The sequence below is a fragment of the Vibrio sp. PID23_8 genome (assembly GCF_003584965.1).
Classification (GTDB): Bacteria; Pseudomonadota; Gammaproteobacteria; order Enterobacterales; family Vibrionaceae; genus Vibrio.
Genome location: NZ_LIXE01000009.1, coordinates 1 through 12751, shown reverse-complemented (window position 1 = coordinate 12751; position 12751 = coordinate 1). Strand labels below are relative to the sequence as shown.

General features: G+C 44.7%; 12 protein-coding genes. 11 read left to right on the top strand and 1 reads right to left on the bottom strand.

Going from position 1 to position 12751, the window contains the following annotated elements; translation table 11 throughout:
• Nucleotides 1–171 precede the first annotated feature (171 nt).
• The 6 genes from AK966_RS14645 (at nucleotide 172) to AK966_RS14620 (ending at nucleotide 6165) form a co-directional block, all read left to right on the top strand.
• Complete coding sequence (locus AK966_RS14645; protein ID WP_099079454.1) at nucleotides 172–459, top strand: YkgJ family cysteine cluster protein; 288 nt, start codon at nucleotides 172–174, stop codon at nucleotides 457–459.
• A 123-nt stretch (nucleotides 460–582) separates the two neighbouring features.
• Nucleotides 583–933: a DUF3147 family protein gene (locus AK966_RS14640; RefSeq protein WP_099079455.1), complete on the top strand. Its 351-nt coding sequence runs from the start codon at nucleotides 583–585 to the stop codon at nucleotides 931–933.
• 527 nt (nucleotides 934–1460) lie between these two features.
• Entirely contained in the window at nucleotides 1461–2177 is a 717-nt protein-coding gene (locus AK966_RS14635) for a PEP-CTERM sorting domain-containing protein (protein ID WP_119464428.1), read from the top strand.
• 306 nt (nucleotides 2178–2483) lie between these two features.
• The gene (locus AK966_RS14630; protein WP_147422379.1) at nucleotides 2484–3662 is read left to right on the top strand and encodes an SGNH/GDSL hydrolase family protein; all 1179 of its coding nucleotides are present in this window, start codon (nucleotides 2484–2486) and stop codon (nucleotides 3660–3662) included.
• Between the two features lie 176 nt (nucleotides 3663–3838).
• Entirely contained in the window at nucleotides 3839–5173 is a 1335-nt protein-coding gene (locus AK966_RS14625; protein ID WP_182852694.1) for an MBOAT family protein, read from the top strand.
• 47 nt (nucleotides 5174–5220) lie between these two features.
• Nucleotides 5221–6165 carry a hypothetical protein gene (locus AK966_RS14620; protein ID WP_182852692.1) on the top strand — a complete coding sequence of 315 codons (945 nt, stop codon included), beginning with the start codon at nucleotides 5221–5223 and terminating at the stop codon, nucleotides 6163–6165.
• 324 nt (nucleotides 6166–6489) lie between these two features.
• On the opposite strand, the gene AK966_RS14615 is transcribed toward AK966_RS14620, so the two are convergent.
• A complete protein-coding gene (locus tag AK966_RS14615) occupies nucleotides 6490–7239 on the bottom strand; it encodes a PEP-CTERM sorting domain-containing protein (protein WP_119464424.1) in 750 nt (249 codons plus the stop codon).
• A gap of 375 nt (nucleotides 7240–7614) precedes the next feature.
• Between AK966_RS14615 and AK966_RS14610 the strand changes: the two genes are divergently transcribed.
• From AK966_RS14610 to AK966_RS14590, 5 genes are read left to right on the top strand one after another with little or no spacing between them, the layout of a single operon-like run.
• Nucleotides 7615–8400, top strand: a complete 786-nt coding sequence (locus AK966_RS14610) for an SDR family oxidoreductase (protein ID WP_099079461.1) — start codon at nucleotides 7615–7617, stop codon at nucleotides 8398–8400.
• A gap of 12 nt (nucleotides 8401–8412) precedes the next feature.
• Complete coding sequence (locus AK966_RS14605; protein WP_099079462.1) at nucleotides 8413–8874, top strand: MaoC family dehydratase; 462 nt, start codon at nucleotides 8413–8415, stop codon at nucleotides 8872–8874.
• Nucleotides 8875–8890: 16 nt separating this feature from the next.
• Entirely contained in the window at nucleotides 8891–10093 is a 1203-nt protein-coding gene (locus AK966_RS14600; protein WP_119464423.1) for a thiolase family protein, read from the top strand.
• Between the two features lie 56 nt (nucleotides 10094–10149).
• Nucleotides 10150–10917: an enoyl-CoA hydratase/isomerase family protein gene (locus AK966_RS14595; protein ID WP_172438120.1), complete on the top strand. Its 768-nt coding sequence runs from the start codon at nucleotides 10150–10152 to the stop codon at nucleotides 10915–10917.
• Nucleotides 10918–10935: 18 nt separating this feature from the next.
• Nucleotides 10936–12576, top strand: a complete 1641-nt coding sequence (locus tag AK966_RS14590; RefSeq protein WP_099079465.1) for an electron transfer flavoprotein-ubiquinone oxidoreductase — start codon at nucleotides 10936–10938, stop codon at nucleotides 12574–12576.
• Nucleotides 12577–12751: the final 175 nt, after the last annotated feature.

Below are 12751 nucleotides of genomic sequence, written 5' to 3'. Positions count from 1 at the left end.
ATGCTTTTCAGATTGACTCAGGGTTCGTGCTAGGTAAGCTGCTCTAATTGGGGCGTCATCGCTTGTAGCATATCCAATTCATGAGATACACAGGTCAACACCCCCTTTAATTTTTGAGTAGTGGTATTAGATTTTAGGTATCATGCACAATTGATTAAATTGTAGATACCTATGAATATACCAATTAATGACACGCTTGCCTCCAAAGTCTCCTGCTCGAATTGCAAAGCGTGCTGCTGCCGCCTTGAAGTGATGATCATCTCTGACACCGGTGTTCCTGAAGAATTTATCGCTCGTGACAGTTATGGTGGTGAGACGATGAAAAGATTAGCGGATGGCTGGTGTGCCGCTTTAGACAGAGAAACGTATCTGTGTACTATCTATGAAAACAGACCGTGGATATGTCGTGAATTTGAAATGGGCTCTTACGAGTGCGTTGAAGAATGGATAAAATCATAACAAATCCAGCAGATTACTTTTTTGTGAGAATTATATGGTAAGCGTGCCAAGGTAGTTACAATCAGGACAACGTTTTTACCGATATAAAGTAAGCTTGATGTTCCAAGGAAAAGGAAAGTAAGAATGTTATGGATAGTGGTCAAATATCTGACAACGGCGGCAATTGTCGTCGCCATTTCTGAAGTTGCGAAACGTAGTGACAAAGTGGGCGCATTAGTCGCAGCATTACCCACTGTGACCATATTGGCGCTCATTTGGATGTATATCGAAGGTCAAGAAACCGAACAGCTTTCCAATCATGCGCTTTTTACCTTTTGGTACGTATTGCCAACCTTACCGATGTTTTTGCTTTTTCCATATCTACTGAGCAAATATTCGTTTTGGCTCACTATGCTGATTAGTTGCGTGGTGTCGATTGCGTGCTTTGCGATCACACATTATGCAGCGAAACAATTCGGGATCAATTTGCTGTAACTAAGCTTTTTTAAGTGCAACATTCCTCAACAAAGAGTAAGACGCTTTATCGAGGGGATCTCGCTCGATACTCTTCGCATGCCGTTTGTGGTGCCGTTCTTCACGTTATAGGCTGAATCAAGCAGCTCAAAAGGTTAATATGCGCTACAAGTGACTCAAACTGAGTGATAGACCTCGCTAGCATGAGTGGCTTATATCAAGACCTTCCCGAAAGACTTAAATCCAACCCTAGAGTTTGTTGACCTCATTCGGCTGTTTTTGCTTTGCAATGTTTTGTTCGCGGCGGACGGCTAGTCGCAATTGTAATAATAAGCGACGAAGTATGCGAATAAAAAGCGTGAGCACAATTCGCATTCGGATCTCACGGGTGACATCAAAACATAGTGTCAGATATCTTTACGGTATGAGTAAAGTATCAGCTTAAGTGGTTGGATTTATTAACAAAAAAACATGGCCTAATTATTGCTTTGTGTGGAGTGAATGCCAAGGTGTTTTAATTTTTATTTAGCAATTAGAAAGGAATTTGAATGCAAAAATATACATGTTTACTGTCCATCTTAGCCGTTTTATTTACTTTAACCTCCTCGAACGTTTATGCCGGTTTTATCCTCGATAAGATTAAAAATGGCGATTCACTCTCTTCGCTGAGTAGTGTTGTCGATACCACTTTTGATAATGCCAGCGTCGATTCAAATAATATATATGGCTGGACCGGGGCCAATTTATTCTTCGATGATAACAACGAGGGAACTTATAACTTTTCATTTACCTACTTGGGTTCAGAGTCTAACTATCAAACTAATAAATTTTTTGAATTGCAAAGCCCGATATTAGGGGGGACTCTGTTGAGCGAAAAAGATGCGGTGGGGACAACCGTGGACTTTGAATTCAACCACCAAGAGGAGTCAGCAGTACCATTTGGTTTTTCTCGCTGTACCGGACTTCATTGCTCAAATATTGCCTTAAATGGTTTTAACGATGATGGTGAGCCAAATTTCTTCTTTGGTTTTGCAGGCATCGATGAAAGCAGCTTAGATTTTTCGACCGCCTATTTATTTTACAATGACGGCGGAGGCAATGCTGACGCAGACTTCGATGATTTCGTATTGTCGATGACGGTTGGCCAAGAGAGTGCACCATTCGGTGTTGTTCCCACTGGCGTCGTGCCAGAGCCATCTTCATTAGCAGTCTTTGGTTTAGGGCTATTTGGGGTTGGCTTGTTGCGTCGCCGTCAGGCAAAGTAACGTCTCGCTCATACGAGCAAAGAACCCGTGGCGAGACCGCAGTTTTGAGTCAATGGTTCATTCCCCCAACAGTTAAGTGATGATTGGTAAAGGTCTAGTGAGATTGCTAGGCCTCTTATCCACTCATCCATTCATACTTCTATGAAACGAGCTTGTTTATGTTGTGACTAACTTACCGCTCTATAACAAGTTTATTACCTTGGCTTATCTATCTGCTGAATTCAGCATCGCCAATCTTCGCTGATTTATTTCGACCTTTGATTTAGGCAACAAAGCTAATATCAGCTGCTATTCTTACATTTGACAATGTTATTAATTGTTGAAGAGCAAAATGGAAAATACTTGCTCAATCATTTGTCCAATATGCATTTCCAAGGAGAGACAATGCAGAGTGTTGGGGTAAGACCGCGTAGAGCAAAGCTGAATAGGTTTGTTAAGTATGGATGCATTCTGATTGGTGGGTCTTTAGCTGCTATCTTGCTTTTTGAATGTGTATTGCGTTTGCTTTACCCACCCCATAATTTCTTGACACCGAACGTTTCTCATCATGAAAGTTTGGGGTATCACATAAAACCTTTTCATGCCGGTCACGATGCTTGGGGTTTTCGAAATCAAACGATACCCGCTGAGGTTGATACGGTCGTCATTGGCGATTCTTTTGCCTATGGCGTCTCAGTTAGTGCGCGCGATGCATGGCCTGAAGTTCTTGCAAGTAATGTGGCCCTGCCAATATATAACTTGTCGGTGGGGGGCTATGGGGTGAGGCAGTATCAGTATTTGCTTGAAACTTATGCCACTCAGCTGAGCCCGAGACAAGTTATTATCAGCTTGTATTTAGGTGACGACATAGCGGTGAAGCCCCCTCATTTTAATCGAGGCAATAATCAAGAAAAGTCGTCCGATCAATATCGATTTAACTTGCGCCGTTGGCTTGCTTCAAACAGCTTTCTTTATCACGTTATTGTGCAGAGTGCCGTTGGAGACTGGATAAGGTTGGTTGAAAACTGGTGGTTGACTAACGAGTCGAGCAGCGAGCGTTATATCTATTTTGATAACACAGCTAATCGCACCATATTCACACCAAAGCCTAGACTAAAAAATCTCGATCTATCTCGCGAGAGAAATCAAATAGGTTTAACGGCGTTAAAGTCGATAATTTTAGAGATGGAACGCTTTTCCGCTAGTAAAAACATGGCCTTTAAAGTGGTCGTTTTCCCGACAAAAGAGCGTGTTTACAAAGAGCATTACCTTTCAGTTGGCAATGAAAACTACCCAATCATGAATCAACTGTTTTCTGCTGAAGATGAAGTGCGAAAGCAGCTCACAAGATTCTTATATGAGCATCAGATTGCCCATTTAGATTTATTAGAGTCACTGGTTCAAGAAAATAGGAAGAGTAAACTTTTCTTTCAGGATGCAAATGGGCATATGGCCAGAGAAGGACATAAGGTAGCGGCGAAAAGGATTGCAGATGAACTATATTGAGACTACTCACGGTGATTTAAATTCTCATTTTAATTCTATATCGTGGGATTGAACTGATGCTTTTTCCAACATTTGAATTTGTCTTTGCTTTTTTACCGCTCTCGTTAAGCTTGTACTGGATGACCTTTTTCTATCGTCCAACCGAGTCGATACGAGTGATGCTGGTAATATCCCTCGTGTTTTATTTTTTGCCTAATTGGTTGCATGGTCACATCATTATTGCCTCGATACTGGTGAACTTTGTCATATCAAAGTATGTACAAAAAACAGGTAAAATCGCGAAGTATTTCCTCATCTTGGGTATTGCCTATAACCTTGCTGTTATCGGTTACTACAAGTATTCCTTCTTTTTTGGGGAAATATTTTATTATCTCACCGATATCGATATGGGACTGACTAAGTTTATTCTTCCGGTTGGCATCTCATTTTATACCTTTCAGCAAATTGCCTATTTAGTGGATTGTTACAAAGAAAAGGATGTCGACTACAGTTTTTGGCATTACAGCTTATTCGTGACCTTTTTTCCACAACTTATCGCTGGGCCAATTGTTCACCATAAAGAGTTGATTCCTCAGTTCATGAGACTGAAAAATCTTGGTTTTAACGGCGAGTGGTTTGCAGCAGGCGCGTTTATATTCATCATCGGTTTAGCTAAGAAACTACTGCTTGCGGATAACCTTGAAGTATTAGCAACAGAAGTGTTCTCCCATGCAGATAAAGGTGATTACATTGGAACCTTCGCGGCGTGGGTCGGTGCGCTGAGTTATACGCTACAACTATACTTCGATTTTTCAGCCTATTCGGATATGGCAATTGGGTTAGGCTTGATGTTTGGTATAAGGTTGCCAATTAACTTCTTATCCCCTTATAAGTCAGAATCCATTGTTGAGTTCTGGCGGCGCTGGCATATCACTCTGTCGGCTTTTCTTCGTGATTACCTATATATCCCTTTAGGTGGCAACCGAAATGGTGCAATAGGTCGTTATCGCAACCTAATGTTGACGATGTTGATAGGTGGTTTATGGCATGGGGCGGGTTTCAACTTCATTATATGGGGTGGATTGCACGGATTCTATCTCATCGCTAACCACGCCTTTCAATCAGCGACCAGAAACATAAACTTATCTAGCTTTAAACCCCTATTTGTTCTGGTTACGCTTTTCTTTGTGGTTATCGCTTGGGTGTTTTTTAGAGCCGAAACGTTACATGGTGCCATGACCATTGTTTATCAGATGCTAAGCTTTTCATCAGCAACCTCTGAAGTTATTCAGGTGCAGCCCTATATGATCTTTCTAATTGTTGTTGGATTTTTCATTACACAATTTACGCCAAACGTATCACAGATGTTCGAATACCAGGGTTGGAAAACCCCAGATGACTGGCAACCAATAACGATCTTTTTTGACAAGTTTAAATTCCGCAAAGGAGCGCTGGCATATATCAGTTGTTTACTGGCTGCATCCTTAATGTTCATGGCACAACCCACAGTATTTATTTACTTTAACTTTTAATTATGAAATCTAGTCCTAGTTATCACTTAAAACTCTTGATCACTTGCTTGCTAGCAAGCATGACTTTGTTGGTCGGCATTTCCTTCCTGCCTGATTCGCCTTATACGCGTTATCGTTTGCTTGATATTGGTTCATATAAAGCCGCAGCATGGATTTATGAACGTATTCACTTTGATGACACGCCGATCGATGTTGCGTTTTTTGGTACGTCCCATACCATGAATGGCATCGATAGTCGCTTGGTCGAGCAGTCGCTAGGTGACGATGAGCTCCGAGTTGTTAACTTTGCGATTCCCCATTTTGGCCGGGACATGCACTACACGTTGGTTAAACAGTTATTGGAGAGTCGCAAGCCAAAGCTTATTGTACTTGAAGTAAGAGAGCAAGAAGCGAGAGATCTCCATCCAGGTACGCATTATCTTGCGCAGCCAGAAGATCTTTACGCTGCGCCTTGGATTGTGAATCTGAGGTATTTTGGTAATCTTATTCGTCTACCATTAAGGACCATTAAAACGGCATCTTATAATTCTTTTCCCGAGTTTTTTGGGTTTAAAACGGGCTTCTCAGCGGTGGACTATCACGGTTCACATCTTAACAATGCCATATCTTGGGCAGATGGAAAGGAGAGGGTGGGTGTTGCCTCGGAACAATCATTACATCCAATGAAGGGTATCTCAAGGCCATTAGGTTGGCTTGACGAGTTAACGTTCTACCTCTCTCATAATGCTAACTTCTATTATGTTGAGCAGATTTCGGAATTAGCTGAAAAATATAATGTACCAATAGCGTATGCATATATACCAAGTTTTGGTGCGCCAGACGTGTCTGTATTTGCCGACAAATACCCTGACAATCAATGGCTCTATTTTGATGAGCGTATATTTAAAGAGAAATCCAACTGGGCTGATCCGGGCCACCTAAACAAAAACGGAGCGATAGCTCTCTCCATGGATGCTGCGAATAAACTCATTCCCTATTTTAAAAAACACTAAATCTTTTACATGACTAAGCAATCCCAAGGTAAACCACTATTCAGGACTGGTCCCCTATTCCATCTCTGCGTCAATTCTTAGAAATAGTCTGAATTGTATTGGCGAGTATGCATGAACTTGAATTAGTGATATGGGCTAGATATCATATCTTCAATCCGTTCAGGAAAGGCCTAAACTGAGTTAGGCTCGAAAAGCAACATGCCGTTTCATCAAATTGCCTGTAATAATAAGCCGCTTGCGATATGGCAAACGGCTTGTGAAGTGCGAGTCAAAATGACAGTGAACAGTAAAAGAGTATATAAAGCATGTCCTTTAGTTCAATGCCTATAGCTGAGATTTGCGGCGACGCAGCAGCCCTAATCCAAGTAGACCAGCGCCGAAGAACGCAATACTGGCAGGCTCAGGAACAGAGACGACACTACCGATCGAAAAGTCAATATCAGCTTGGCCTGCTTCCCCCAGAGTATTGATCGTAAACTCTATCGCACTGACGTCCGTAAAATCTACCCCAACAAAGTCACTGAAAGAAAGGGCGGCTAGACCCGTAGTAGCACCCGAAGCGGTATACACGACAGTGTCAGTCTCGGCACCTAACGCAGACCAGACTTGCACTCCGAACGTAAAGCCAAGGTCAGTATTAATGACATCCAGTAGGAAGGCGTCACCGCCATTAAGGGTAAGGTCTACAGAGCCTAAACCTGCGGTATCAATATTTACCGCATCACTGTCATTGCCGTCGTACTGAATTTTACCCTCCGCGACTACACCTGAACCTGTACCATAACTAAGACTTCCTGCTGCCACCGACAGAGCGACACCAGTCAATGAACCAAAGGGGTCATCTAACAGGTTAACCCAGAGATCGCGCTCCCCGCCTATGATACCAAGGGGATCATCATACGTTGCGCGGTCTGGATTACCACTACCTATGCCATCGACTGTCGTATCTTGCACCCAGTTCACACCAACTGCATCAGGGTTGTCAAAATCGTCAATGACCACAGCATTTGCTTGCGAGGCGAACGCTAGCGAGGTGGCGAGCGCAGTGTACAGCCCATATTTAGCTATTTCCATGTGTATTTCCTTATCGTATTTAGAAGTTAATACAAAGTTTGTTACTGCGCTTTATTAACAGCAGCATTCGTGCCAAATCGGAAAGGTGTTTTTTATTAGTTACTTGTGATTGTTAGGTTAACGATGTAGATGAGAAGTGTAAAAATTACTGACATTTTTCCTTTCGCTTCATTGCTCGTTTTTACTTCGACTCTGTTGCTTGCTGAGTGCTCATTTTCGGTGGAATGGTGGCTCCGTTGAGTGACAGGGGCATATACCATCAAATCCTGTCGAATATCTTCAATTAGTCCAGTTTGACGATGGCACCCAATGATCACTGTGTTCGAATGATCCCAATTAAGGTTTGAATTGTTTTTGAAGTTAGGAGATTGGGTGATGAGTCAGATCCCAGAATATGTCAAAGGTCACGGGTTGTTGAAAGATAAATCCGTATTGATCACCGCGGCGGCGGGGGCGGGTATCGGTTTTTCTGCCGCTCAGCGCGCACTTGAGGAAGGATGTCGTGCCCTGATGATATCGGACATTCATCCGGGGCGGTTAGATAAAGCAGTGACCGCATTGCAGGAACAGCATCCAGATACGCCAGTTTACGGTCAGTTGTGTAACGTCACCAAGCAAGAAGAAGTGGATGCCTTGGTTTTGCAAGCTAACAGCAAACTGAATGGTATCGATGTGCTTATCAATAACGCCGGACTGGGCGGCCAGAAATCGATTATTGAGATGAGTGATGACGAATGGTCACTCGTTCTTGATGTGACGCTAACGGGCACTTTCCGCATGACACGTGCTGCACTGCCTTATATGCAGCAGCGTAAGAAGGGCGTCATTGTTAACAACGCATCGGTACTCGGCTGGCGAGCACAAAAAGAGCAAGCCCACTATGCCGCAGCAAAAGCGGGCGTAATGGCACTAACTCGATGCAGTGCGTTGGAAGCGGCAGAGCATGGTATTCGTATTAATGCGGTATCCCCTTCTATTGCGTTACATGACTTCCTAAAGAAAGCCTCTTCAACAGAACTATTGGAACAACTGGCAAGTCGGGAAGCCTTTGGACGCGCTGCTGAAGTGTGGGAAGTGGCGAACGTAATGATGTTCTTGGCTAGTGACTATGCCTCTTACATGACCGGTGAAGTCGTGCCTGTCAGTTCACAACGCGCTTAATGGAGAATAACCGTGTCAAATGTAACCATCACCAATCCAGAACAACTGCTCAGCCTTGAGGGAAAGACGCTAGGTACGACAGAGTGGCTGACCATATCACAGCAACGCATCAATTTATTTGCTGAAGCAACCAATGACCATCAGTGGATTCATGTTGACGAGGAAAAAGCGGCAAAAGGGCCTTTTGGTGCGTGCATTGCGCATGGCTATTTAACGTTGTCGCTTGCCAGTGATTTCCTTTTTCAACTTATCGATATTCAAAATTTGGCAATGGGTGTGAATTACGGTTGTAACAAGATCCGTTTCCCTGCGCCCGTTCCAGTTGGCAGTCAAATTCGTGGACGCGGTGACGTGATCCGCGTAGAGAAGATCGGTGAAGCATATCAAGCCGTCATTCGAATCACGATCGAAATTGAAGGTTCAGAACGTCCAGGTTGTGTCGTGGATACCATCAGTCGTTATTCATTCAAGTAAGGTCAAGGAGTAGACAATGAAAAAAGCGGTTATTGTTTCGGCGGCTCGCACCGCATTGGCGAAATCATTCCGAGGAAGTTTTAATGACACCGAAGCCCCCGTTCTTGGTGGTGCTGTGGTGAAGGAAGTGGTTGAGCGAGCCCAGATCGAACCAAGCCTCGTTGAGGACGTTATTATGGGCGCGGCGGTTCAACAAGGAACGCAGGGCTACAACATTGGTCGTCTTTGTGCGTACACCGCTGGTCTGCCTCAATCGGTACCGGGCATGGCTATCGACAGAATGTGCGCGTCTGGCCTGATGACCATCAGCGTTGCGGCAAACAACATCATGACGGGTGACATGGAAGTGGTGGTAGCCGGTGGTGTTGAATCACTTTCTTTGACGCAAACCAAGCACAAAAACAGTTACCGTGCACGCTCAGAAGCCGTGATCGAACAGGCGCCATCGGCTTACATTCCGATGATAGAAACAGCAGAAATTGTCGCCGAACGCTATGGCATCACGCGTCAGCAGCAAGACGAATACGCACTACAGAGTCAGCAACGTACTGCGGCAGCACAAGAAGCCGGCCTGTTTGATGATGAAATTGTACCTCTTAGCGTAAATAAGCTGATATTTGATGAAAATCGTCAGCCAGCGGGTCACGTGGAAGTTCGTGCCGACAAAGATGAATGTAATCGCCCATCGACGGATTATCAAAGCCTAGCGAATCTAAAAACGGTCTGGAGCGATGGCGCTTACGTTAAGCAAGGCCAGCACATTACCGCGGGTAATGCCTCTCAGTTTGCTGACGGTGCGGCAGCCACACTGCTGATGAGCGAAGAGAAAGCGAAGCAACACGGTCTCGATATCATGGGTGAGTTCAAAGGAATGGCGGTTGCTGGCTGCAAACCAGAAGAGATGGGCATTGGTCCAATTTACGCAATTCCAAAGCTGCTTAACCGATTCGATTTAAAAGTGGATGATATCGGCTTGTGGGAAATCAACGAAGCATTCGCCAGCCAAGTTATTTACTGTCGTGACAAGCTTGAGATCCCAAATGACCGCTTGAATGTCAATGGCGGTGCCATTTCTATTGGTCACCCGTTTGGCATGTCCGGTGCGCGCATGGTCGGTCATGGCCTGCGTGAAGCGAAACGCCGAGGTGTTCGTTACCTTGTGGTTGCCATGTGTATTGGCGGCGGTATGGGTGCTGCAGCACTGTTTGAAGTGAAGTAATAGGAGAGCTTACGTTGTCTATTTATGAGCATGTATGGTCAAGGAAAGAGAATTCATTGCTGAATGTCTCTGTGACCGAAAAGGTCTGCTTCATTACGCTCACTCGTTCAGCCAGTTTAAATGCATTTAATCAGCAAATGCGTGCCGAGTTAGTTGACGCTTTGACACTCATTAATGATGACGCGCAAATTAGAACCGTGGTGTTGCTGGCTGAAGGCCACTGTTTTTCTGCCGGTGCCGACTTATCTGAACTTTCCAACGAGTGCGATGACGTTCAGGTTCAACTGATAGAAGAGTATGCGCCAATCTTCAATATGATTCGCCATTCTGACAAAATTTTTATCGCCGCTGTTCATGGTGTTGCTGCTGGTATCGGCGCAGCATTAGCGATGAGTTGTGACTTATTAGTGATGGCCGACAACGCTCAGTTATACCCGGCATTTATGTTACTTGGTTTAGTACCGGATGGCGGAACAAGTTGGCATTTTGTCAAGCAGCTCGGGTATCGACAATCACTTGAGTTATGTCTTGAAGCAAAAAGCATGGATGCTGAGATGTGCCTTGACTTGGGGTTAACCAATAAAGTGGTGACACACCATGAATTAAAGCCATTTGTAGCTGATTGGGCGGAAAAGCTTTCTAAGGGGCCTTCAATCGCACAACGCCATGTTAAGCCGCTATTACAACAGGTTGAAAAATTGTCGTTCGAACAAGCATTTGCAATGGAAGCAGAGCTGCAGCAGCAGTGTTTTATCAGTCAAGATTTCGAAGAAGGATTATGTGCCTTCTTTGAAAAGCGTCAGCCTATCTTTTCAGGGAAGTAGGTAAAAAGGAGAGAATATATGCGTGAATCAATGGAATTTGATGTTGTGATCGTGGGGGCGGGCCCATCTGGTTTAGCGTCTGCTTGTCGACTTATGCAACTGGCACAAGAAGCAGAAAAAGAACTGTCAGTCTGTGTGGTCGAAAAAGGGGCTGAAGTGGGCGCGCACATATTATCCGGTGCGATTGTCGAACCTCGTGCTTTGGATGAGCTCTTCCCAAATTGGAAAGAAGAAAATGCGCCACTCACTTGTGGTGTGACGCAAGACCAGGTGATTATTTTAAAAGACGAGGAAATGAGTGTTTCGCTACCTCACTTTGCTATTCCTAAGCCAATGCATAACGATGGTAACTACATTGCCAGTTTGGGCAATGTGTGTCGTTGGTTGGCACGCAAAGCGGAAGAGATGGGCGTCGAAATTTTCCCCGGCTTTTCAGCCAGTGAAGTGCTGTACCATAAAGATGGTTCGGTAAAAGGCATCGCCACGGGTGACATGGGGCGTGACAAATCAGGTCAGCCTAAAGCGAGCTTTATGATGGGGATGGAATTGCATGCCAAATACACCCTATTCAGCGAAGGCGTGCGCGGTCATCTCGGTAAACAAATTATTGAACACTTTGAGCTAAATAAAGCGTGCGATCCACAGCATTATGGTTTGGGCATCAAAGAGCAGTGGGAGATCCCGGCAGAAAAACACACTCCAGGTTTGGTCGTGCATGGCTCGGGTTGGCCACTAGGCAGCGAAGCTTCGGGTGGTTTTTTCTTATATCACGGTGACAACAACCAAGTTTCTGTTGGTCTGATAGTTGATCTCAACTATCGCAACCCATATCTGAACCCTTATGAAGAATTCCAGCGCTTAAAACATCATCCAGACATTGCTGCTCATCTTGAAGGCGGCAAGCGTTTGGCATATGGTGCTCGCGCGATCTCAAAGGGTGGCCTTAACTCATTACCTTCGATGGTCTTCCCTGGCGGTATGCTGATTGGTTGTAATGCTGGCACGCTGAATGTAGCAAAAATTAAAGGCACCCACACCGCAATGAAGTCGGGCATGTTGGCAGCAGAAGCGGTATTTACGGCCTGTACGAGCGAAAAAGGGTTGACGGGAGCAGACTTCGAAGCGCGCTTAAAAGCGTCTTGGCTATATGACGAACTGTATCGTAGCCGAAATTTCGGCCCAGCACTGCATAAGTTTGGTTTATGGGCCGGGGGAACGTTTAACTATCTAGACCAGAATTTGCTTGGCGGTAAAGCGCCAATCACGCTGCGCGATAGAGAGTACGATCATGCCAAATTGCAGCCAGCGGAGAAGTATGAGCCAATCGTATACCCTAAGCCAGATGGTGTACTGAGCTTTGACAAAAACTCCTCTGTGTTTATGTCCAATACCAATCATGAAGAAGATCAGCCTTGTCACCTGCAGTTAACGGACTCCGATATCGCGATCCAAACTAACTTACCCGTCTTTGCTGAGCCAGCGCAACGTTATTGTCCAGCAGGGGTTTATGAAGTGGTTGATGATGAGCAGGGTAAGCGCTTGCAGATCAACGCACAAAACTGTTTGCATTGTAAGACGTGCGACATCAAAGACCCGTCACAAAACATTACTTGGGTTTCGCCAGAAGGCGGCGGTGGCCCAGGTTACCAAAATATGTAACACCTCTCTTTGTGCACAATTAGCCAGTATCTTGTTGATGCTGGCTTTAATTCAATGACAAGTGAGAGAAAGAACAAGACTAGAAGGAAATTGTCATGAGCTTATCACCAGGGGCGAAATTCCGGCTCGCCGTTGAGCAAAACGATCCGCTACAAATTGTTGGCACCATCAACCC

What these genes read in the sequence shown, in the direction of transcription:
- AK966_RS14600 (WP_119464423.1), top strand. Translation starts at nt 8,891, where the DNA reads ATGAAAAAAGCGGTTATTGTTTCGGCGGCTCGCACCGCATTGGCGAAA.
- AK966_RS14645 (WP_099079454.1), top strand. Translation starts at nt 172, where the DNA reads ATGAATATACCAATTAATGACACGCTTGCCTCCAAAGTCTCCTGCTCG.
- AK966_RS14635 (WP_119464428.1), top strand. Translation starts at nt 1,461, where the DNA reads ATGCAAAAATATACATGTTTACTGTCCATCTTAGCCGTTTTATTTACT.
- AK966_RS14640 (WP_099079455.1), top strand. Translation starts at nt 583, where the DNA reads ATGTTATGGATAGTGGTCAAATATCTGACAACGGCGGCAATTGTCGTC.
- AK966_RS14590 (WP_099079465.1), top strand. Translation starts at nt 10,936, where the DNA reads ATGCGTGAATCAATGGAATTTGATGTTGTGATCGTGGGGGCGGGCCCA.
- AK966_RS14615 (WP_119464424.1), bottom strand. Translation starts at nt 7,239, where the DNA reads ATGGAAATAGCTAAATATGGGCTGTACACTGCGCTCGCCACCTCGCTA.
- AK966_RS14630 (WP_147422379.1), top strand. Translation starts at nt 2,484, where the DNA reads ATGTTATTAATTGTTGAAGAGCAAAATGGAAAATACTTGCTCAATCAT.
- AK966_RS14610 (WP_099079461.1), top strand. Translation starts at nt 7,615, where the DNA reads ATGAGTCAGATCCCAGAATATGTCAAAGGTCACGGGTTGTTGAAAGAT.